At 45.6% G+C, this 22,799-nt stretch carries 15 protein-coding genes and 1 tRNA gene; 3 read left to right on the forward strand and 13 right to left on the reverse strand.

Annotated features, from left to right (window positions below; all coding sequences use genetic code 11):
• Positions 1 to 7: 7 nt before the first annotated feature.
• The 7 genes from L0M98_RS15530 to gcvP all read right to left on the reverse strand — a co-directional run bounded on the left by L0M98_RS15530 (position 8) and on the right by gcvP (position 11,875).
• Positions 8 to 1,411, reverse strand: a complete 1,404-nt coding sequence (locus L0M98_RS15530) for a RagB/SusD family nutrient uptake outer membrane protein (RefSeq protein WP_227216904.1) — start codon at positions 1,409 to 1,411, stop codon at positions 8 to 10.
• Between the two features lie 18 nt (positions 1,412 to 1,429).
• On the reverse strand, positions 1,430 to 4,681 hold the full coding sequence (locus tag L0M98_RS15535) for a SusC/RagA family TonB-linked outer membrane protein (RefSeq protein ID WP_227216903.1): 3,252 nt from the start codon (positions 4,679 to 4,681) through the stop codon (positions 1,430 to 1,432).
• 209 nt (positions 4,682 to 4,890) lie between these two features.
• Positions 4,891 to 5,868, reverse strand: a complete 978-nt coding sequence (locus L0M98_RS15540; protein WP_227216902.1) for a hypothetical protein — start codon at positions 5,866 to 5,868, stop codon at positions 4,891 to 4,893.
• Positions 5,869 to 5,874: 6 nt separating this feature from the next.
• Positions 5,875 to 7,008: a TlpA disulfide reductase family protein gene (locus tag L0M98_RS15545; RefSeq protein ID WP_227216901.1), complete on the reverse strand. Its 1,134-nt coding sequence runs from the start codon at positions 7,006 to 7,008 to the stop codon at positions 5,875 to 5,877.
• A 37-nt stretch (positions 7,009 to 7,045) separates the two neighbouring features.
• Complete coding sequence (locus L0M98_RS15550; protein WP_227216900.1) at positions 7,046 to 8,218, reverse strand: FecR family protein; 1,173 nt, start codon at positions 8,216 to 8,218, stop codon at positions 7,046 to 7,048.
• 124 nt (positions 8,219 to 8,342) lie between these two features.
• The gene (locus tag L0M98_RS15555) at positions 8,343 to 8,918 is read right to left on the reverse strand and encodes an RNA polymerase sigma factor (RefSeq protein WP_186974696.1); all 576 of its coding nucleotides are present in this window, start codon (positions 8,916 to 8,918) and stop codon (positions 8,343 to 8,345) included.
• 68 nt (positions 8,919 to 8,986) lie between these two features.
• The gene (gcvP, locus tag L0M98_RS15560) at positions 8,987 to 11,875 is read right to left on the reverse strand and encodes an aminomethyl-transferring glycine dehydrogenase (protein ID WP_227216899.1); all 2,889 of its coding nucleotides are present in this window, start codon (positions 11,873 to 11,875) and stop codon (positions 8,987 to 8,989) included.
• Between the two features lie 256 nt (positions 11,876 to 12,131).
• Here gcvP and L0M98_RS15565 point away from each other — a divergent pair, with 256 nt between their 5' ends.
• Positions 12,132 to 13,466 (forward strand): ATP-binding protein, encoded by a 1,335-nt coding sequence (locus L0M98_RS15565; protein ID WP_186974698.1) that lies wholly within the window; start codon positions 12,132 to 12,134, stop codon positions 13,464 to 13,466.
• Positions 13,467 to 13,499: 33 nt separating this feature from the next.
• On the opposite strand, the gene L0M98_RS15570 is transcribed toward L0M98_RS15565, so the two are convergent.
• From L0M98_RS15570 to gpmI, 3 genes are all read right to left on the reverse strand, one after another.
• Positions 13,500 to 13,575, reverse strand: a tRNA-His gene (locus L0M98_RS15570).
• A gap of 66 nt (positions 13,576 to 13,641) precedes the next feature.
• Entirely contained in the window at positions 13,642 to 14,229 is a 588-nt protein-coding gene (locus tag L0M98_RS15575) for a DUF3109 family protein (RefSeq protein ID WP_186974699.1), read from the reverse strand.
• A 428-nt stretch (positions 14,230 to 14,657) separates the two neighbouring features.
• Complete coding sequence (gene gpmI / locus L0M98_RS15580) at positions 14,658 to 16,178, reverse strand: 2,3-bisphosphoglycerate-independent phosphoglycerate mutase (protein ID WP_227216898.1); 1,521 nt, start codon at positions 16,176 to 16,178, stop codon at positions 14,658 to 14,660.
• Between the two features lie 205 nt (positions 16,179 to 16,383).
• On the opposite strand from gpmI, the gene L0M98_RS15585 reads away from it, so the two are divergent.
• Together L0M98_RS15585 and L0M98_RS15590 are read left to right on the forward strand one after the other, a co-directional pair.
• Positions 16,384 to 16,719 carry a PadR family transcriptional regulator gene (locus L0M98_RS15585; protein ID WP_099291111.1) on the forward strand — a complete coding sequence of 112 codons (336 nt, stop codon included), beginning with the start codon at positions 16,384 to 16,386 and terminating at the stop codon, positions 16,717 to 16,719.
• 10 nt (positions 16,720 to 16,729) lie between these two features.
• Positions 16,730 to 18,196, forward strand: a complete 1,467-nt coding sequence (locus L0M98_RS15590; RefSeq protein ID WP_237961758.1) for a PspC domain-containing protein — start codon at positions 16,730 to 16,732, stop codon at positions 18,194 to 18,196.
• Between the two features lie 44 nt (positions 18,197 to 18,240).
• On the opposite strand, the gene L0M98_RS15595 is transcribed toward L0M98_RS15590, so the two are convergent.
• From L0M98_RS15595 to L0M98_RS15605, 3 genes are read right to left on the reverse strand one after another with little or no spacing between them, the layout of a single operon-like run.
• Entirely contained in the window at positions 18,241 to 21,483 is a 3,243-nt protein-coding gene (locus tag L0M98_RS15595) for a S41 family peptidase (RefSeq protein ID WP_227216896.1), read from the reverse strand.
• Positions 21,484 to 21,506: 23 nt separating this feature from the next.
• Positions 21,507 to 21,839, reverse strand: a complete 333-nt coding sequence (locus L0M98_RS15600) for a hypothetical protein (RefSeq protein WP_227216895.1) — start codon at positions 21,837 to 21,839, stop codon at positions 21,507 to 21,509.
• 4 nt (positions 21,840 to 21,843) lie between these two features.
• Positions 21,844 to 22,788 (reverse strand): DUF4296 domain-containing protein, encoded by a 945-nt coding sequence (locus tag L0M98_RS15605; RefSeq protein ID WP_227216894.1) that lies wholly within the window; start codon positions 22,786 to 22,788, stop codon positions 21,844 to 21,846.
• Positions 22,789 to 22,799 lie beyond the last annotated feature (11 nt).

A 22,799-nucleotide genomic window follows, 5' to 3' on the forward strand; every position in this document is an offset into this window, starting at 1 on the left:
TTTTAAATCACTCGGCTTCTCCATAAGTTTTCTCGTCATCCGGAACCGGCAGAACATAAGCAGAAAAGTTCTCCACGGGACAACGATAAAACGTACTCCTATTATGTCTTTTCAAGAAATAAAAATACTGTCCTTCCGCGAAAAACTCCTTCCGGTACTCCTTATCCAACACCTCCAAACGTTGTTCCTCCGTCACATCCGTTCCCAAATTATTACTTCTGGAAATACCCCGAGTAGTTCTCACCGTATTAATATATTGCCCACACTCGGACAAAGCCACAGATTCAGCCAAAATATAATACATCTCGGCTAATCGAATCAAAGGTATTTTTTCTCCATACAACCCCTCGCCAAGATATTTGCGACACATCAAAAGATTACTAGCCGTATGATTAAAACCATACCCGGAACGATAACGCATATCATTCAAACCGATTCCCTCGTTAATCTCGAACAATCCGCTTGCATTATTTCCCGTAATATAATACTGCACATCATAAGAGGAACCATTCACCCAGTAATTTTTCAATTTCTCCTCCATATCATACATGGCAAGACCAAAAACAGTCTCTCCATATAAAGAAACATCCTGCTGATTATTCCGAACAAGTTCTAAGCCGGATTTTTCAATCACCTCCCGAGCATACTGTGCAGCCAACTCTTTATTTCCCCGGTATAGATATACACGTGCCAACATCGCTTTCACCGCAAACTTATTCATACGATGCTTGCGTTGCCCGACAAAAGGCTCTTCAGCCACATGCTCGTAATTCATCGGATCATTTTTCAACAACTCTTCAGCCGCCTGAAGATCTGCAACAATACGCTTAACAACTTCATTAGCAGCCATCATAGGAGCGCTCTCCGAATCGAACTTGTCCCGGTAAGGGACACATAACTTCGTGGAATCCAACGAATAAATCGGCCCCCACAAACGCAATATATCGAAATAATGGAAAGCCCGTAACCCAAGAGCCTCACCCTTCATCAAATCTCGATAACCTTCCGTCAAAATAACATCCCCGTTCGTTTCAAGATATTGCAGGAAATTATTGATATTCGCTATCTCGTTATACAATTTCAACCAAATATCGGCTATGGCATTTTTAGAACTTGTAGTCTCACCATACTTGTATATTGCCGCACGCTCCTCATCCGTAACAGCTCCCGGGGCATAATTATCATATCGTTGTACCAATTTCTCTACAAAATCGAATGTCATTTGTCTACCATACGATTTTTCAAGAGTCATCATACTATATAAACCCGTCAATGCACTTTTAAAACCATCCTCCGAAGTAAAGAATTTCTCTGCCTCGATATCCGTTTTGGGGTTCACATCTATCCAATCCTGACAGGACGATAAAAACAATGAAACGGTACAAATTGCAACTACTAATATATTTCTCATCTTGTACTCCTCCACATTTTAATTAAACAATACCGACAAGGACACGTTAAACATCCGGGCAAAAGGATAATCCAACCCCCGCTCCGTCTTGATCGAAGAAATTCGTCCTAAATCCTCCATCGTGGCATTCAATGACACACTTGCTATCCGGCAAGCCTGCAAAAACTTAAAATTCTTCGGGTCAAAACGATAACCAATAGACAAAGATGTAAAGGACAACTCATTACGCTTTTGAACGAAACGACTGCTCATCCCCGTTTGCTGGCTGACAATCGACATTGATTTATAACGGGCATTTCGGTTTTCAGGACTCCAACGACTGGATAACGCTCTACGATCCACATTATACGCCGCACTGGAATTTTCAATTTTATCCACCAACGTTTGATTATACCACCATGCTCCCAGTTCGTAAGTACAAGCTAAAGCAACACTCCAATTCTTATACGTGAACGCGGAAGAAATAGCACCTCTCAATTTCGGTTCCTGATCCCCGACAGCAATCTTATCGAGCGGATCCCAAATATAAGTCTTTTCCCCGTTACGAGTCAAAAACACTTCCTGCCCCGTTGCCGGATCTATTCCCAAGGAAGGAACAACAAACAACTGTGTCGTGGATTTCCCTTCTTCATAAATAGCTTCCGGAGAACCATCTTTCTTCTCCAGATTCTTTTGATTCATCGCCTTCATCTCATTCGAAATCTTCTTGATCACGTTTCTGTTATGCGAGCCATTTGCGGAAACACTCCATTGAATCTGCCGCTCATAATCCTGAATAGGCATCACGCTGAACTGAATATCATACCCTTCATTCTCAACCGCACCCACGTTCATCGTCTTTGACGCAAAACCGGTTGAAGGCGCTATATTGTAATCCAACAACAACTCATCCGTGTAATTATTATAATACGAGAATGATGCATTCACCCGACTATTCCACAACCCGATCTCGAGAGCCAAACTCCGGTTCTTCGTCGTGGACCATCCCAAATCCGGATTACCTATTCCTTTCAATTGAGCACCTAAAATATCCGAAGAAGGATACGGGAACAACAAATCGTCGTAAGTATAAGTTTCTTTCGCCTGATACGGGGAATAACTTTGAGAACCTGTGACTCCATACGAACCTCGTACAACCAAATTAGATATTAATGTATTCTGAAACCATTTTTCCCGGTGTATATTCCAACGAGCACCGGCAGCCCAGAAAGGAGCCATACCCGTGTTCGCTCCGAATTGGGAAGAAAGGTCACCCCGAACACTAAAATCAACAGCAAAGCGCATATCATACATATAACTCACTTGCCCTATCAAACCTACTGTACGGGAAGTTGATTCGGAACCTCTTACCCGATCATCCATCTCGTAAGCGAACAAAAAGTCAGTCATATTATCATTCGGGAAACCGAATGCTTGTAAATTGACACTGTTATTCTTTGATTCATCCACATTCCAACGCGCAAACAAACTCAACAAATGCTTATCCTTCGTGTAATTATAATTCACGGAAGCATTCACACTCCACGCCACATTATCTCCCGTATTCTTCTCGTACGAACCTTTTTTAGTTAGATCCTCCTGCGGGATAAAATCAGTATGATTCATCGATTTAAACTTTTCCATACGGGAAATACCTTTTGTTATGGAAGCTCCCATCGACACACGGAAATTTTCCTGTATAGCACACTCTATCGTGAAATTATCCACCACATTAAAATTCTCTGTAAAATCCTTGTATTTAAACAAAGTATTATACAACGGATTTACCACTGTCACGGTTCCACCTCCCTCTCCCGGCAATATCTTTTGATCCAAGAAACTCGTGTATCTTCCGTTCTCATCCGTCTTCCGGTAATAAGGATTCAATCTCGTGTACTGGCTAAACGAACCGTACGGAGAATTATCACCCCTCACGTTCGACAATGTTAATTGGTTTTGAATATTCCATTTTTTCCGACGGTATTGAAGTGACAATCCTAACCCCATAGTATTTCGGCCCGATTCCTTCATCACACCCGGCTCTCTCGAATAATTCAAGCTCAAATTATACCTCAATGCCTCGTCACCACCTTCCATGGATAGCGTATGGCGATGTGTTACAGCTGTACGCAAAGGCTCCGATAACCAATACGTGTCTACTCCTCTTTGAATTTCTGCCTTATAATAATTATAATAATTCAATTGGCTCGTGGTCGTGAACACCCCGGCCTGTCGCTCGTATTCCAATTTCTCTTTCGCGTTCATCAAATTATAATCCGATAAATCGGGAACGGATATACCCATATTCATGCTGTATGATATATTCAACGCACCCGGAAGCGGCTTCTTCGTTTCCACGACAACCACTCCATTTGAAGCCTTGGAACCATAAATAGCGGTAGCTGCCGCATCCTTCAAAATTGTGATCGACTCCACCCGCTCCGGATCAAGATCCACTATACGCTGCAATGTAGTTTCAAAACCGTCCAACACGAAAAGCGGCATATTCGGGCGTTGTGAATAATCACCCATCATCATCTCCATACTATTCGCATCCACTCCCCCGTTACCCAATTGCACATCTCCCCGTAAACGGAACTCCGGCATTGCATTCGGGTTCGAGCCTGCCCGATTATTTTCCAAGATACGGAAACTGGGATCAAACACTTGAAGCGCCTTTAACAAATTATTCGGACTAAGTTTCTTCAACTCGCTTCCCTTTACCGTCACGTAACCACCCGAGAAACTCTCCACCTTACGAGGAGCCATACCCGTCACCACAACATCCTCCAGTTCTGTCTGCTTCTCGGTCAACTTAATCACCACGTTCTCCATATTTCCCGTCACCGGAACAATTTCCTCCTCGTATCCCACGAAAGACACCAACAAGGCAGAAGTCCCCTCCGGCACCTCAATAAAAAACTTCCCGTCAATATCCGTCACAACACCCATTGCTTTGTTTTCCTTGAGAATAATACTCGCCCCGGGCAACGTTTCTTTCGTTGCCGCATCTATTACCGTCCCTCGAATCTTAAAAACGACCACCCCTTGTGCGGACTTCTTGTATTTCAAAACCACGACCCGGTTCATCTGGTATTCCACCTCAACCGACTGATCGCCTAACACAAGCAATAACACGTAGTCCAACGTCCTATCTTTCACATCAAAAGAAACACGCTTATCAACATCAATCTGTGAATGATTATAAAAGAATCTCACCTTCGCCGCCGAAGCCAACGTGTCCAACACCTGATTCAACTTCATATCCTTCACGTTCATAGTAATCTTCATGTTTTTATACTCTTGTTCCTGTCCAAAAACATTCTGTATAGAGAACAATACACATAAAAAAACACAACAAACCAATTTAATAATTAAATCTCTACAGATCCACTTCTTTTTTTGCATAGTTTTGTATTGTTTTTAGTTTAGAGGCTTTAAATTAAAATCTATTCTAGAGGGGAATATAGTGCGAATATATTTCCCTCTATATTTTAAGCCTATTGCATCACTTGATTCAATATTTTCTTGTACTCTTTTTCCTTATTATACTTCTTCAAATAATCTTTCACCAACTTCTCGACCATATCAAAATCCTTATTTGCTGCCACCGCATCATACAAGAACACGAAAAGCGCCGTATCCCTCAACGCACCCTCGTAAAAAGCTGCCAAATCCTTGTATTGCTCCTCAATAGAAGTCGGCGCCTTATACTCTTTGCCTGCGGCACGGGCTTCCCGTTCTCTCACGTAATCTTTATAAGGCGACAACATACACATGTAAGCCCTATTTCTCAATGAAGCTTTATCATCACGCAACTTATACTCGTTCAATACACTCCAATAATCGGCAGTCATACAATCCTCCAATTTCTTCTTGTGCACTTCGGCACTAGCGTAAGGATAAGTAATCAGATTGGTCAACAGCGTACCCTCGATACTCGATAATACCATATTATACATCTCTGGCGTAATCTCACCCTTTACCTTATCCAAAATAGCTTTTTCATCCTTCAACTCCTGCACGGTAGCCTCGTGGAACTTCTTGGCATCAACTTGTGTCACCAGCATCGCCGGAATATTCGTCTTGTAACGCCGTTCACGCTGTAACATCTCCTTCTCGTACACTTTCGTGTTTACTGTCACTGCCGCTGGAGTTCCCGAGAATTCCACTTTATCATAACTCCGCCCTTTATAAGTAACCTTCAAATGAATAGAATCTCCCGGTTGCAAAAATACCTCGATAAAAGTATTCAGCTTCAATGTAGTAATATCATCCAAGTCCACCGTGAATTCCATCAACTGTCCGTCCTTGTACGGAAACTCCATATTGATCCCCTCCTTTTCAAGAAAATCAAAATGTACTTTATCTCCCTGATAACCGTATATTTCCGCACTCACTACCGTGGGACGCCCTTTCGCGTTACACGTCCAAGAGAACAACCCACATAAAAATACCGTCAACAACAAATACCTCATACCCTATTATTTATTTAAAACTTCCTTTACCTTCTTAATCAACTCTTCACCTCTAAGATCCAACGCAATCACTTTACCTTGCGGATCAATCAATACGGTATAAGGCACTGCCGTCACGTTACACAATTTCACGGGAGGCGTTCCCCACGATTTCAAATCACTCACTTGAATCCACTTCATTTTATTTTTCTCTACCGCATTTAGCCAAGCATCTCTCTTTTGATCCAAAGATACCCCCACGATTTCAAAATTCTTTCCCTTACACTCCTTGTAAAGTTTCACCACGTTAGGCATTTCCCTCATACATGGTCCACACCACGATGCCCAAAAATCAATCAACACGTATTTCCCTCTCAAGCTACTCAATTTAAATAAATTACCATCCTTATCAGGCAATTTGAAATCCGGCATATCACTTCCCACCTTAAACTCAGCCAATCGAATATATTCATCCAACTGTCTCGTGTAAGGATGCTCGTTCAAACTCGGATCGACCAAGGCTCTCAACTTCTTTAATTCATCCAAAGAAACATTCGCCCGCATCTCCCAAAAAATCATAAAAGGAGCTATTGCCTGATCGGAATAACGTTTTACCAATTCTTCCTGCAACTCCAAATTTCTTCTATTATGAAAATCCGTACGGGCCTTAAAATCTCTGGCCCTCGCCTCATCCGATTGGTTCCGGTTCAGCAACATATCAACACAGGCAGCCCGCCTAACACTATCCATATGAAACTTTTGCGTTGCCCTATAAGCACTAAAAATCTCATTATTCGGCGTACCAACCACATCAGAATTCAAAAAAAACTGCGAATTAGCTTTCACGCGAACCGTTCCTCTTTCCACCCAAACAGGAGTAATCGGACTCAAACACTCCGGATCACCACTCTTAACGAAATACATCCTCGGAACGCCACAATCTTTAACGACAAACGTGTACTGATTATCAACGACATCACAACTATCCACAACCCATGACTCCCCATTAATCTCCTTCTCTTCCACCAAATACACCTTCTTACCCTTATAAACTCCATCCAATACACCGCGAATCACGCAATCCTCGCTTATCGTTTCACTCTGCCCGAAAAGCCCGACAAACGACATTATCAAACATCCTAATACTAAAATCCTTTTCATACAAATTGCTTTAACTTCAAATTAAACATGATAAAAATCACCTAACGTATAATTTATTACCCTCCATTCTACACGATAAAGAGGACGTCTCCCCCAATCGCTGAACAAAAGCATCAAAACTTTCTTCTTTATTCACCACGCCCGTGAATATCGACTCTCCCACACTCCCTTCCAGCACAATCTCCACCGCGTACCAACGCTCCAATATCCGGGCTACATCAGCCAATTTCTTTCCCCGGAACACGTACTGCCCGTCTTTCCAAGCAATGAAATCTCCCGCATCCACCACCGCCATCTCCACGTAATTCCTTTCGCGATCATAACGCAACTGGTCATCCGGCTTCAACTCGTAACACCGCTCCCCCGCGTAAGCTTCCACTTTCCCGCTAACCAAAGTCACTTCCACGAGCCTATCCCCTTTATACGCGTTGACATTAAAAGACGTACCAAGAACCTTAACACGTACCCCGTCCATTTCCACGAAGAAAGGATGACTCTCGTCCCTAGCCACTTCAAAATACATCTCGCCCGAGGCATATACCACCCGCTCGTCGCCACCGAAAGCCACCGGGTAACGCAACTTGGAACCGGCATTCAACCACACCTTTGTTCCATCCGCCAAAGTGAAACTATAATCACACAAAACCGGAGTTTCCAATGTATTATACACCGTTTCCCCCTTCACCGAATCGGGAACACAATACTCCAAACCACCCGCTTCGTTCTCCCGCACCTGTATCCCTTGCACCTCATCCAAAAGAATACCTTCCCCGTACAATACCATCTCCTGCCCGTTAGAAAGGGTCAACGTGGGAACTCTCCGCCCCGTTACCGCCACTTCTACCCGTTGGTTCTCCTTCGGCATCATCTCTCCCTCTTCCCGGTTAAAGTAGAACAAAGCCACCCCTAAAGGCAACAGTAACATCGCCGCATATCGCACCATTCGTCTTACTCTCCGCCTCCGGTCGCCCAAAACTTTCCTCCTCCGCACGAAAAAATCAAAGGCCGTCTGCACGTCAGCTCCCCGGTATTGCCTAATCTTTTCCCGTGCCACCACGTCCGAATAAATTCGGTCAAACAGCATCTTGTTATGCCCCGACGCCCTCTTCCAAGAATCCAACTTCGCTTGCTCATCCCGCGTGATCTTCCCTGCCAAACTCTTGGATATCAATCTTGATATTTCAAATAATATCTCTTTCTTTGAATCCATAATCTATACTTTATCAATAGACACAAACATTACTTCCCTGTCCATTCATATATAAAACGCACATCCTTTCCAAAAGGGGGGATGAAAAATAAAAAATAATATACGATTTTATTCGTAACGAACGTTACAACCAAATCAAACTAACCAGACAAATCAAATCAGCATCTTTCAAACGAGAAATCAATTTTCTCTTCCCGTTACTTTTATATTCTTTCACGGTATCCACCGAAATCTCCATCTTTTCAGCTATCTCCGCGATCTTCAACCCTTCAAGAGTCAACATCATTACCATTTTACATTGAGGCGGTAATGTATCGACGGCAGCCATCAGACGGGCATACACATCCTCCTCCAACACCTTATCCCAAAAGTGTTCTACATCTGTTTGCGAGGACAAAACTTCCTTGTGATATTTATCCCGCACCTTTTGTTTCCTGAAATGGCTGATACATTTATTTTTCAGAGAACTGTACAGGAAATATTTAACCTCGCTCTCCGTTTTGAATTTGTACCCGCTTTCCAACAACGAGATAAATACATCTTGAACCAAGTCCTCCGCCACATCATTATCTTTCACGTAATAATTCGCCAGAGCTTTCAACGCCACGTAATAAATTCGATACAAGTGTTGATAAGCCCGGTTATCTTTCCGTGCCAGCAAATCCAATAATTCCTCTTGATTCAATGCATCGTCTCCCATTGACAAAGATAAAAGAGGAAGCGTTCCAAACACCTCATGGAACGCTTCCCGCTATAATAACCTGAAAATTAATTTTCTTCCGTGTAAGACTCAAGCGGGTCACAAGTACACATCAGGTTACGGTCACCGTAACCGTCGTCTACACGACCTACTTGCGGCCAGAACTTGTTCTCTGCCACCCAAGCCAGCGGGTAAGCCGCTTTGCTACGCGGGTAAGCGTGTGACCATTCATCGGCGGTCAACACTTTATGCGTGTGAGGCGCGTTCTTCAAAACGTTGTCCGTCTTGTCAGCCTTGCCCTCGCCCACTTCGATCATCTCTTCACGAATCGTGGTCAATGCCGCAATAAAGCGATCCAGTTCTTCTTTCGGCTCGCTCTCGGTAGGCTCAACCATCAACGTCCCGTGAACAGGGAAGGACAAAGTAGGAGCGTGGAACCCGAAGTCCATCAAACGTTTCGCAATATCCAACTCGGAAATACCGTACTCTTTGTTGAACATGTTGCAATCCCAGATCATCTCGTGCCCTACACGACCTTGCTTTCCTTTATACAAGATCTTGAAGCCCAACTTCTCGAAAGAAGAAGCCAGATAATTGGCGTTCAAGATAGCCATCTTCGTTACCATTTCCAATCCCTCGGCACCCAACATCAGCAAGTAACCGTAAGTCACGGGCAACATTCCCACCGAACCGTAAGGAGCGGCAGCAACAGCATGGATACCTTCCTCGCCTCCGGTCTTCACCATCGTGTGCGACGGCAAGAATTTCACCAGATGAGGAGCCACGCAGATAGGACCTACACCGGGACCGCCACCGCCGTGAGGCATAGCAAACGTCTTGTGTAAGTTCAAGTGACACACGTCAGCACCAATCGTACCGGGGTTCGTCAAACCGCATTGCCCGTTCATGTTAGCCCCGTCCATGTAGAACAAACCGCCATTCTCGTGAATAATATCCGCCAACTCTTTGATAGACTCCTCGAAAATACCGTGAGTCGACGGGTAAGTAATCATAGCACCCACCAAATTATCACGATGCTCGATAGCCTTCTTGCGGAAATCCTCCACGTCAATATTACCCTCCGGGTCTGTAGCCGTCACGATAATCTTGAAACCCGCCATCGTGCTTGACGCGGGATTAGTTCCGTGCGCGGAAGAGGGAATCAAAATCACGTTCCGATGCCCTTCCCCTCTGGCGATATGATATTGGCGAATCACCATCAACCCCGTGTACTCACCCGCTGCACCGGAATTAGGCTGCAAACTGCATCCTGCAAAACCGGTCACCTTACACAACATATCCTCCGTTTCACGTATCATCTGTTGATACCCCTCTGCTTGAGAAAGCGGAACAAACGGGTGCAAACCGCCAAACTCCGGCCAAGTAATAGGCAACATCTCCACTGCTGCGTTCAACTTCATCGTGCAAGAACCCAATGAGATCATGGAAGTAGCCAAAGAGATATCCCTTCTCTCCAGATTCTTCATGTAACGCATCATCGCGGTTTCCGAGTGATAAATATTAAACACGGATTGCGTCAAAATCTCGTCCTCACGCAACATCGCCGGTTCCAACACCGTGCGGTCGTCAATAAACTCGACACGCTCGGCTGTCTTCCCTGCCGCCTTGGCAAAGATACCGATCAACGTGTTGATTTCCTCCTCGTTGATTTTCTCGTCAGTAGACAGACCGACCACTTTTCCGCACCCGCAATCACAATAGAACAAGTTTATTTCCTGCTCCAAAGCGGCATCGCGCACGGCCTCTTGAGTTACACCTTCCGGCAACTCGAAACGAAGCGTATCGAAGAATTTCTCCACTTTCAGCTTGTAACCCAACTTCTGGATTTCTTCTGCCAGAGTCACTGCCGCCGAGTGAATATGACGAGCGATACGCTCCAATCCTTCACGCCCGTGGTAAGCGGCATAGAATCCCGCCATCGTGGCGTTCAACGCCTTGGCAGTACAGATATTGGAAGAAGCCTTCTCCCGTTTGATATGTTGTTCGCGAGTCTGCAAAGCCAGACGCAAAGCATGATTTCCCTGCGCATCGATTGTCACGCCGATAATACGTCCCACGATATTACGCTTGTACTCCTCTTTCGTCGCCATGTAAGCGGCGTGAGGTCCACCGTAAGACATCGGGATACCGAAACGCTGGGTAGTACCCACTGCCACGTCGGCACCCCATTCTCCCGGGGCAGTCAGCAACACGAGGCTCATCATGTCAGCGACAGCAGTCACCAAGGCCCCGTTAGCGTGCGCACGATCGGCAAAAGCCTTATAATCCCGTACTTCCCCGTTAGCGGCAGGGTATTGCACGATAGCACCGAATACATCCGGTGTAAATTCAAATGTATCATAGTCACCGTAAACCAACTCGATTCCTTGCGGCGCGGAACGGGTAACCAACACGTCCTTCGTCTGCGGGAATATCTGGTTATCCACGAACAATTTATTCGCCCCGGCTTTCTTCATCTCCTTACCGCGCAAACCATACATCATGGTCATAGCTTCGGCAGCAGCCGTAGCCTCGTCCAGCAACGAACAGTTGGCAATCTCCATCCCGGTCAACTCGACTACCATCGTCTGGAAATTCAACAACGCTTCCAGACGTCCCTGAGAAACCTCTGCCTGATAGGGAGTGTAAGAGGTATACCATGCCGGATTTTCCAAAATATTCCGTTGGATCACGGCAGGTGTAATCGTGTCGTAATATCCCTGTCCGATAAACGTCCTGTACAATTTATTTTTTGAAGCTACCGCCTTGATCCGAGAGAAGAACTCGAACTCGGTAAGAGGAGCCGGTAAATCCAGCGGATTCTTCAACCGGATTGATTCGGGTACGGTTTGCTCTATCAACTCGTCAAGAGAACTGACACCGACCACCTTGAGCATATCCTCGATATCCTCCGGACGCGGCCCTATGTGTCTCCACAAAAATTTGTCTGTTGCCATCTATTTATTCCTAATTATTAATGATTTATACTCTAAACCATCGTTTCGTCAACGATTGTGTAAAAATAGACATAATTCCGCTTAATACCAAAAAACGAATAAAAAGTTACAGTTTATAATACAGTCTCACAATTCCGCCGTGGCGAAATTACCCGTGGCGAAATTTGTTTCTGTTTCTCTTTTATATTACCTTTGGTTCAAATTCCGCCGTGGCGAAATTCGCGGCGGCGAAAATAATGACATTACAGAGAACCCTATGAAATTTTACAATCGAGAAAAAGAATTGGAATTACTTGCCCGGACAAGGGAAATTGCTTTCAACAATCATTCACAGATGACAGCAATAACCGGACGCAGACGAATCGGGAAAACAAAACTTATATTGAAAAGTTGCGAGGGCACCCCCACGGTTTATCTTTTCGTGAGCAGAAACAATGAAGCGGCACTGTGCCAACAATTTGCGCAAACTACGAGTAAATCCTTAGACACATTCATCCCTGCTGAAATATCCTCTTTCGTGGGGTTGTTCGAGATGCTCATGAACTTGGGAAAAAATCTATCTTTCAACCTTATAATAGACGAGTTTCAAGAGTTTTTTTACATCAACCCTGCCATTTACAGCGGAATGCAAGATGTTTGGGATAGGTACAAAGACACAACACGTGTAAACTTCATAGCAAGCGGTTCAGTTTATACTCTAATGCACCGTATATTCATGGAATACCGCGAACCGTTATACGGTCGCTGCGACAACATTGTCAAATTAAAATCATTTACTCCCTCTATCATCAAAAAGATTCTGGCAGACTACAACCCGAAATACACTAACGACGACCTGCTAGCTTTATACACTTTTACCGGGGGAGTTCCCAAATATATTGAAATCCTACTTGACAAAGGATGCTACACGATAAACGATATGGTCGACTGTCTTCTTCAAGAAAACTCGATATTCCTTGAAGAGGGGAATATATTGCTAATCCAAGAGTTCGGCAAAAAATACGGAAATTATTACGCCATTCTTTCCGCCATCGCCTCAGGCAGAAACACTTCGGCGGAAATATCCGAATCCATCGGCAACACGAGCGCGGGTGGTTTATTACAACGTCTTGAAGAAGATTACGAGGTAATAGCAAAAAAACGCCCGATTCTATCCAAGGAAGGTTCGCAGACCGTTCGTTACGAGATTTCGGATAATTTCTTACGGTTTTGGTTTCGTTATATCGTAAAATATCAAAGCTATATACAATCCGGGCTTTTAAATGATCTCGCTGGGATCGTCAAAAATGATTACCCCACTTATTCCGGGATCATGCTGGAAAAATACTTCAGGGAGCAACTCATAGAGAAACAATTATATAGCAATATCGGTTCATGGTGGGAAGCATCCAAAGGAAAAGACAAAGAACAGCATGAAATTGATATCGTGGCAATTTACGCCCATGAAAAAAAAGTACTCGTTGCCGAGGTAAAACGTCAACGCAAGAATTTCAAACCCGAACTATTTCAAGAAAAAGTCGAAGCGATTCGTACAAAACTATTCTTCAATTACGAGACAGAAACAGCTTGCTTCACGTTAGATGATATGTAAAAAGCGGAGAACTTTTATTCTCCGCTTTCTCGCGGGTGGAAGACCGGGTTCGAACCGGCGACCTTCGGAACCACAATCCGACGCTCTAACCAACTGAGCTACATCCACCATTTTGCTTTTGCGCTGCAAAGATAGAACAACTTTCGTTTCTCGCAAAGAAAAAGCTACAAAAATTTTACCGTCGGAACTTAATTTTTCCCGTCTCGATCTCCCGGGCGGCGTAGCACAGCTGCTCGTACCACTCCTCCCCGTATTTCGTGATCAAGGCATCTTTTAGGAACACGTACACCGGAACTCCCTCTTGCTCACCTTTTAATCTGGCACAGGCACATATCGACCATTGATCGTAATTCATCGCCTCGTAATTCTGGTATTGTTTCACCCGAATCGGGTATAAGTGACACGAGATAGGTTTCCGGAAACTACTCTCGCCCCGGCTCCACGACTTCTCGATAGCACACCAGCAACTTCCCCCTTCCTCTATCGCGTAGGCACACTCCCGTCCCCCGATCAGCGGGGTCACCAAATCGCCCTCAACATCAATCGTCGAGAAACCTTGCTCCTCCACGGCAGTAAGCCCTTCCGACTTCATGTACGGGCGAATCTTCTCGTAATTTTCCCGAATCTGCTCCGCTTCCCCCTCTTCCAATGGAGCCCCAGAATCCCCTTCCACGCAACAAGCTCCTTTGCATACTGTCAAATCACAACAAAACTTCTTCTCGAAAATATCGAGGCTTATAATCGTATCCCCTATCTGTATCATGTGCTAATTGAAAATTGAAAATGCAAAATTGAAAATGTTTTTTCAAAGTTACAATAATCTCACCCTTATTTCTCTCGTGTTTAAGCAGAGTTTAGTTAAATAACATGTATTATTATTTTATATTCTTTATACTTGCCTTATACCATCTCCTATTCAACTCCCATTCATCTCCTATTCAAAGCCTATTTTAAAGGTGTAAAAATAGTATTTTAATTGAAATTGAATAAAATTTAATAAGACGAAAATACATCGTATTATCTATTTTAAAAACAATAAAATAATGAAACACACTCAAAACTCTCCTCGAAAAAAGGAGAAAAAACATCCTATCGGTCAACGTACCGATTGAAAATAAACAAGGGAGGCCGTCAACACATACGCTAACTTACCTCCCCTTCCACTAGTTGCAAAAATGGAATTCGATATACTTAAACTAATAAGGATTTACCCGTCATTTCCTTAGGCTGGGGAAGTCCCATGATAGCCAGCACGGTGGGTGCAACATCTGCCAACACTCCATCCCGCAAATGGTCGCATTTCGAATCGGTCACCCAGATGCAAGGCACGGGGTTCAGCGAGTGTGCCGTGTTGGGCGTCCCATCCTCGTTCACGGCATTGTCGGCATTCCCGTGGTCGGCAATAATAAGCACGTCGTAGCCGTTGGCACGGGCGGCGGCGACTGTTTTCCCCACGCACTCATCCACCGTGGCAACAGCTTTTTGTATTGCCTCGTACACACCCGTGTGTCCCACCATGTCGCCGTTAGCGTAATTCAAACAAATGAAATCAACCTCTCCTTGGTTTAACACCTCCACGATCTTCTCCGTCACGGCAGGAGCGGACATCTCGGGTTGCAGGTCATAAGTCGCCACCTTGGGAGAAGGCACCAGAATACGGGATTCTCCCTCGAAAGGTTCCTCCCGCCCGCCATTGAGGAAGAAGGTCACGTGCGCGTATTTCTCCGTTTCGGCGATGCGCAATTGCTTCAACCCTTGAGCGGATATATATTCCCCGATCGTGTTCACCACGTTGTCTTTATCGAAAAGGATATGCAATCGCTTGAATTTAGCATCGTAAGGAGTCATCGTGCAATAATGCAACGGCAGGGTTTTCATACCGTATTCCGGCATATCTTCCTGAGTCAACACGATGGTCAACTCCTTTGCCCGATCGTTGCGGAAGTTAAAGAAGATCACGGCATCACCCTCTTGTATCGTGCCTAACGGTTTACCCGCCTCGTCAACGCACACAATCGGTTTCACGAACTCGTCGGTCACGCCCGCATCATAGGAAGCCTGCATGGCTGCCGCAGGATTGGTTGCCGGGGTTCCCACGCCTTTCACGATCAAATCGTAAGCCTCTTTCACGCGTTCCCAACGTTTGTCCCTGTCCATGGCGTAATAGCGCCCGATGATAGAAGCGATCCGCCCGCCGGATTGTTTCGTGTGATTCTCCAGTTCCTCGATAAAACCTTTCCCGCTCTTGGGATCGGTGTCGCGCCCGTCCATAAAACAATGAACGAAAGTCTTCTCCACCCCAAACTCTTTTGCCAAATCACAAAGGGCAAAAAGGTGATCTAAGGAACTGTGCACGCCCCCATTGGATACCAAACCCATGAAATGCATCTGCTTCCCGTTCTCGCGAGCGTAAGTGAACGCTTTCACGATCTCCGGATTTTGAGCTATCGAATGGTCACGGCAAGCCCGGTTGATTTTCACCAAGTCTTGATAGACAACCCGTCCCGCACCGATATTCAAATGCCCCACCTCGGAATTTCCCATTTGCCCGTCCGGCAAACCTACATTTTCTCCGCTCGTGTAAAGTAACGAACGAGGATTCCGGCTCGCCAATCCCGTGATATTCGGCGTGGGAGTACTCCCGATAGCGTCTGAATGGTCGTGCTTACCAATACCCCAACCATCCAATATCATCAATAATACTTTTTTCATATCTATTTTATTTATTCTTGTTTTCAACTTCTAAACGGAGAGCAAAGTTAAATGATAATATTCAGTTTATCGCCTTATTTTCAGGGAAAATCAACGAAAACGTTTGTCATGACAAAAAAATAATCGATATTTTTATAGTACTATGTATTGCATAATACTATTTTTTATTTATATCTTTGCCATGCAAAACTAAACAAATCAAGATATGAATATCGAGAACACGCAGGCTCAAATGAGAAAAGGGATTCTGGAGTATTGTATCTTGCTGATAATCTCGCAAAGGGACGCTTACGTTCCGGACATCATCAGCAGGTTGAAATCCTCCCGGATGATCGTTGTCGAAGGCACGATATATCCCTTGTTGACCCGTTTAAAAAACACGGGTTTGCTTTCATATCGCTGGGAAGAATCACAACAAGGTCCACCCCGCAAGTATTACAGTATCACGGAAAAAGGACGGGAATTTCTCAAAGAACTGGAAAACTCTTGGAATGAACTGACCTCCGCCGTGGACAGTATCAAGGAAAACCCTAACAACTAAATTTTAAATCATGAAAAAGACTTATACAATCAATCTAAGCGGGAAGATTTTCCACATTGATGATGATGCCCTGGATAAATTGCAAACATACATCAACACGCTCAAGACGCATTACTCCCGTGAAGAAGACGACAACGAGATCATGGAAGATATCGAGAACCGTATCGGGGAATTGTTCACGGAATACCTGAAAGGACAATACCGGGAAGTGGTTACCATCGACGACGTGGAACAAGTGATTGCCACCATGGGCGCCCCGAATGATATCATAGATGAAGACGAAGAACCACAAAAGCCCGCAACACCAAAGCAAACCAAAAAACTATACCGGGATCCGGACAATCGCGTGTTCGGGGGTGTTGCCGGGGGAATGGCAGCTTACTGGGGTATATCGCCCCTGCTGCTTCGGGTATGTTTTATCATCATGACGTTCTATTACGGGATATTCTTTATCGTGTACATTATCCTGTGGATTGCCGTGCCCAAGGCAAAAACATCCAAGCAAAAACTGGAAATGAAAGGAGAGGACATCAATGTTTCCAATATAGAGCGTTCTATCAAGGAAGAATATCAAGAAGTCAAACACGGCAAAGGTGCCAAATACGCTAACCGTGTCGGCGAAGGCTTCTCGGACGCGATGCTCATCGTGGGGAAGGTGCTCGCTATCATCGTCGGGATAGGACTTTTTTGCGGGGGTATATTTTTCTTATTTTGCCTGCTCTCCGCCTTGTTCTTACCTCATTGGTTCCCGTGGGGAGAAAGTTACATGGGAATAACTTACGCGCTCTCGCCCGCCAGTCTTATATTGGGCAAAATCGGCATACTTTTCCTTTTTGGAATTCCTATAATCATGATCATTTTCACGGCGATCAAATTGTTGTTCTCCTTCAAGAGCAACAACAAGGCGATCGCCTTTTCTGCCCTAGGCTTATGGCTTGCCAGTCTGACATTGCTTATTATCGTCGCCATCAGCGAGGGAACGACATGGACTCCCCGCACGAACACTTACGAGGAAACTATTCAGCCGGGCAAATGTGAAACGCTCACGATTCAAGTGGATAAACGACATATCGTACCTAAGGACTTCTACCGGAACAGAGGAGTGCTTCAACTGCACGAGGGTAATTTGTTCTCTCCCTACTTTGCCATCCGCCCCTCGCACGGCAACACGGCAAGTATTGTCATCCGGTACTCCACGCACGAGAACAACCCGCAAAAGGAAAACATTACTTTCGATTACAAGTACACCAACGACACGTTACGATTCGACAATTACGCCCAATTGAACAGTAAATGGAGAGCGCAGAACGTGGATATCACGGTTTATCTCCCCGAGGGCACAAAAATACGGTTCACCCCGGAAGCGGTGAATCATTTAAGCAAGCGTAGACACGCGGCTTACCCTTTATATTCTGAACTAAACGACCATAAATCATTATTCATCATGCAAGACGGAGAGATTAGACCTCTCCTGTAAAAAGAAGCGGCAGACCTTTATCCCTTTGGTCTGCCGCTCTATTTTTATTTCTTACTGTCAATATCTTTCAACAACTCTTCCACCGCTTTCTTCAACTGCTCGTCTTCACCCTTGATAATCTTTTCCGGTGAATTGGCAATCTTCACGTCCGGTTCCAATTGTTGGTTCTCGAGATAACTTCCGTCAGGGAGACGATAGCCCACGATAGGGATACCGAAATACAGCGTGGGGTCTTGCAGAAATTCCCATGACACGCTGGTCATCGTTCCGGGGACAGGCATTCCCACTACGCGTCCCAAGCCTTGGTGCTTGTACACCCAAGGCGTGCCGTGCGCGTTCGAGTAATTCGCCTCGCAAGTCAGCATGATTGACGGTTTGTTCCAACGACGACTCGGCATGTCACAAGCCTCCCGACCGCGAACCACTTGCGTGAAATATTTCTTACCGCTGAACAGGATTTCGATATCCTCGTGCAGGCGTCCGCCCCCGTTAAAGCGCGTATCTATGACAATACCTTCCCGGTCATTGTATTTACCGAGGATATCGGAATACACGGAACGGAAACTCGGGTCGTCCATGCTGGAAATATGCACGTATCCCAACCGTCCGCCGGAAAGGCGATCCACGTCGGCAGCCCGCAGTTTCACCCAACGCCTGTAAAGCAAAGCGTTGAGAGTGGATTTATTAATCGGGATAACAATCTCATCCCAACGGGTTTTCGTTGCGGGGTCATAGACTGACACCAACGTACGCTTGCCCGACTTGTTATTCAGCAAAGGATAATAATCCGCACCCGCTTTCACTTCCTCGCCGTCTATTTTCTCTATAATCATCCCGGCTTTCACCTTGGAACGGGCATTATCGAAAGGTCCTTTCTCTATCACCTCGTCAATCAGCAAGCCGTCTTTCCCGTAATCCGTGCTCAGGAACAATCCCAGTTCTGCCGTGGCATCCCCTCCCAAACGAGCAAAATAACCGGAACCCGTGTGCGACACGTTCAACTCTCCCAACAATTCGCTCAACATTTCCGAGAAATCGTAGTTGTTATTAATATACGGTAAAAACTTCTCGTACTCCTTCGTCATTTTCGCCCAATCCACACCGTGCATATCCTTCACGTAAAAACGCTTTGCCTCTTGAAGGCGTACCCGGTTGAACATATACGCCCGCTCTGCCGCCAAGTCCATTTTCATCTCGGCAACGTAAGAAACAGGCGTCCTCTTCTCGGAAGCCAGATTGATTTTTTGTATTCCCCGGCTACCCAACAAGAACAAGTCTTTGCCGTCTTTATCCGTTTCGAGGGAAGCCCAACCACTGTTCAACTTGTGCATGACACGCGTACTTCTTGCCCGCAGGTCGCTCACCCACAAATCATACCCGCCCTCGAAAGACGACATATAATACAATTTGTCCCCCGCTTTGTTCAAAATAGCATCACCCAGAGAGGATGAATTTGGTGTCAGCCGCATCACCCGGTCTTCAATGCCTTTCAGTTCCACGACAATATCTTTCTTCTCTTTTTTGTCTGCTTTGGCATCCTCCTTTTTATCCTCTTTCTTCTCTTTCGCCCCGGCTGCCGCCAACAGCTTCTCCTCCTCTTTCATCAACTCGTAACTCTCTTTGCTCAAGCGGAATTTGTCGTAAGCCTCCTGATTCATGAAGACAATCATCACATCCTGCAACGAACCCCATGAAGCGTGATTACGCATCCCGTAACGCTCGCTGGCAAAAAGGATGGCATTCCCGTCCAGTACCCAACGGGGATTACTGTCAAAATAACCGCTATTCGTCAAGTTAATCGTTTCGCCACTCCCGTCCGCTTTCACGATAGCGATATCACTATACGGGTCATGCCGATTACCGATAATCTCCACGGCAAACCACTTGCCGTCGGGCGACCACGTGTAAGTGAAACCGTCACCCGTGCGGTACTGGTATTTATCGTCCGCAACTTGTCTGACCTTCTTGGTCTTCACGTCCATCACCATCAGTTTCGTGCGGTCTTCGATAAACGCCAATTCTTTGCCGTCCGGGGAGAATTGCGGGGCAAAACGCTCTTTTGTCGAAGCGGGCAACAAGGCCTCTTCCTCTATCAACGTCGCGTTGGGGAAATTAGCTTCCCCGTCACGGGCTATCTTGGCAGTGTAGATATTCCAGACTCCATCCCGTTCGCTGGCATAAGCTATCGTCCGGTTGTCCGGGGCGAAACTCAACCATTTCTCCTGCTCCGGGGTATCCGTGACCTGCTTAGTGGTCGTGTAATCGGACGAAGTCACGAACACGTTGCCCCGAATAATCATCGCCACCTGTTTCCCGTCCGGGGATACCGCCGCACTTGTCGCACCTGAGGTAAAGCGCAAAGAAGCAACATTATTCTTTCCCTCGTCGCCAATAATATCGACTTTCACTTTCTTGGGATTTCCTTGAACATCCTTCACGTATATCTCGCCGTCGTACCCGAAACAAAGACGACCGTTGTCGGCAATACTCAGGAAACGAACCGGATGCGTTTTAAAAGATGTCACCGCTTTCACATCGGCAGGATTAGCCAGAGGGAAAGAATACACGTTGAAAGAACCACCCCTTTCGCTCAGGAAGTAGACGGTTTGCCGGTCGGGTGACAAGACGGGGGAACGGTCTTCACCCGCCCGTTCTATCAGCCGCGTGTGTTTACCGCTTTTTATATCATAACGATAAATATCCCGGGTAATCGAAGAGGTATGGTGTTTCCGCCATTCATTCTCCCCACCCTTGCAATCATGATACAAGAACATATCACCGGATTTCGAGAAACAGACCGCTTCCGCCGGGGTTGCCAACACTTGACGGGGACGTCCCCCTTCAACCGGAATGGCATATAGCTCTGTCAACGAGCCACTGGGGAACAGGGCACTTTGTGCCGGGTCTTGAAGTTGCGCCCCGTAAACAATCTCTTTCCCGTCGGGGGTAAAGGTATAAGGTATCTCGCGCGAGGAATTAGTCGTAACCCGACGAGCCTCTCCACCGCGGGCAGGCATCACGAAAATATCGAAATTCCCGAAACGGTCGCTCGTGAAGGCTATCTGCTTCCCGTCAGGCGACCAAACGGGATGGGATTCATGTGCCGGATGAGTGGTCAACTGTCTAGCCTCCCCGCCATCCGAGGACACGACGTAAATATCCCCTTTGTAACTAAACACAATCTGCTTCCCGTCAGGCGAAATCTTCGGGTAACGCATCCAAAGCGGTCCCGCCTGTATCATGAAGCCTGCTAATAAAAAAGTAATGGTCAATACGAATTTATTCATCCTTCATCTATTTTGATTTAAACTTATCTTAATGGATTGATTCGGGTGTCTTTCAACCACGAGAAACGAGCGAAGTCCGCTCCTTGGATAATCGCCAAACCTTTGCCGCTCTCACGGGAATAACAATCCTTTATCTTTACCAGTATATCGTCACCCTCCTGCCACTCGACTTCATCCCGGACAAAATCGGCTACAATCATTCCCCCGTAAAACTCAAGACACGGTATTTCTTTTATTTCTCCCCCGGTGTCCACGACATCCGTGACCTGCCCCTCTTCCAACACCACGTACCCGTTACGCGTTAATTCAAAACCGGGTAACAATATATAATTAGCTGCTATCTTTCTGAGATTCATCTTTTCATTTTCTTGCATTCGGTCTTTCCCGTTTGGGCAAATTGGCTTTGGAAGCCGCCTTCATCATCTCTTCTCTCTGCTTGTATTCCTCTTCCAATTGTTTCTTTTTGTTGTCCCCCACGTACACCCGGTTCAAGCGGGTTTTCGTCACCCAACCGTTCATTTCCTTGGTCTTTACTTTCGCGTTTTTAACATCCTTGGTATCTACAATCTTCACAACCAATTTATTGTACATGGAATCCTTCACGTAGTGTTCCCATTTATATTCCCGACTCCGGATAGTATCATACGTGGAAACAGGGACATCCATCACTTTCAGCGTATCGTTACCGGCAGAAAGAAAATAAGATTCTATCTTGGCACTTCTGCCCTGCACGCGCTTATTCCATTTTAATGTCGTGAAGAAATGATACATGCCGGGGACAATACTATCCACCTCAATCAATATGAATTGATTCCGTTTATCGAAATGCACTGTGTCCGCTTCCACTACCCGCTCCCCGTAAACGATTGAATCTTTCTTGGGCGCCCCGACACGGGTAGAGTCCGGTCGTAGAGTATCGGCAACAATCATCGTGTAGCCCGGGAATAAATTCACCGTGTCATTTTTGGTGAACTGGCTCAACAAGCGCATCTTCTGAGTCTGCCGCCGACTAAGTGTGTCGATAACGGCGTCGTATATCCTGTTGAATTCCGTGGAATTTCTCGTGTAATAATTCAGGCAGGAATCGAAATCCGCACGGGTAATCCCGTATTTCTTGAACAAATCGTTATAGTACAAATAATTATCTTTTTCATTACGACGTTCGAATTTGGCTACTTCCAATGCCCCGTCTGCCATATGCATATCTATCAACAGAGCCGTAAACTGGTTTTTATTTAACGCTACCTCTTTCGAACAGGCGATTACAGAAACGGCAATCATGAATACCCATACAATATGCTTCATATCTCTCTTTA

The sequence above is a fragment of the Butyricimonas sp. DFI.6.44 genome, assembly GCF_022132345.1.
GTDB classification, from domain to species: domain Bacteria; phylum Bacteroidota; class Bacteroidia; order Bacteroidales; family Marinifilaceae; genus Butyricimonas; species Butyricimonas muris.

What these genes read in the sequence shown, in the direction of transcription:
- L0M98_RS15530 (WP_227216904.1), bottom strand. Translation starts at nt 1,411, where the DNA reads ATGAGAAATATATTAGTAGTTGCAATTTGTACCGTTTCATTGTTTTTA.
- L0M98_RS15535 (WP_227216903.1), bottom strand. Translation starts at nt 4,681, where the DNA reads ATGAAGATTACTATGAACGTGAAGGATATGAAGTTGAATCAGGTGTTG.
- L0M98_RS15540 (WP_227216902.1), bottom strand. Translation starts at nt 5,868, where the DNA reads ATGAGGTATTTGTTGTTGACGGTATTTTTATGTGGGTTGTTCTCTTGG.
- L0M98_RS15545 (WP_227216901.1), bottom strand. Translation starts at nt 7,008, where the DNA reads ATGAAAAGGATTTTAGTATTAGGATGTTTGATAATGTCGTTTGTCGGG.
- L0M98_RS15550 (WP_227216900.1), bottom strand. Translation starts at nt 8,218, where the DNA reads ATGGATTCAAAGAAAGAGATATTATTTGAAATATCAAGATTGATATCC.
- L0M98_RS15555 (WP_186974696.1), bottom strand. Translation starts at nt 8,918, where the DNA reads ATGGGAGACGATGCATTGAATCAAGAGGAATTATTGGATTTGCTGGCA.
- gcvP (WP_227216899.1), bottom strand. Translation starts at nt 11,875, where the DNA reads ATGGCAACAGACAAATTTTTGTGGAGACACATAGGGCCGCGTCCGGAG.
- L0M98_RS15565 (WP_186974698.1), top strand. Translation starts at nt 12,132, where the DNA reads ATGAAATTTTACAATCGAGAAAAAGAATTGGAATTACTTGCCCGGACA.
- L0M98_RS15575 (WP_186974699.1), bottom strand. Translation starts at nt 14,229, where the DNA reads ATGATACAGATAGGGGATACGATTATAAGCCTCGATATTTTCGAGAAG.
- gpmI (WP_227216898.1), bottom strand. Translation starts at nt 16,178, where the DNA reads ATGAAAAAAGTATTATTGATGATATTGGATGGTTGGGGTATTGGTAAG.
- L0M98_RS15585 (WP_099291111.1), top strand. Translation starts at nt 16,384, where the DNA reads ATGAATATCGAGAACACGCAGGCTCAAATGAGAAAAGGGATTCTGGAG.
- L0M98_RS15590 (WP_237961758.1), top strand. Translation starts at nt 16,730, where the DNA reads ATGAAAAAGACTTATACAATCAATCTAAGCGGGAAGATTTTCCACATT.
- L0M98_RS15595 (WP_227216896.1), bottom strand. Translation starts at nt 21,483, where the DNA reads ATGAATAAATTCGTATTGACCATTACTTTTTTATTAGCAGGCTTCATG.
- L0M98_RS15600 (WP_227216895.1), bottom strand. Translation starts at nt 21,839, where the DNA reads ATGAATCTCAGAAAGATAGCAGCTAATTATATATTGTTACCCGGTTTT.
- L0M98_RS15605 (WP_227216894.1), bottom strand. Translation starts at nt 22,788, where the DNA reads ATGAAGCATATTGTATGGGTATTCATGATTGCCGTTTCTGTAATCGCC.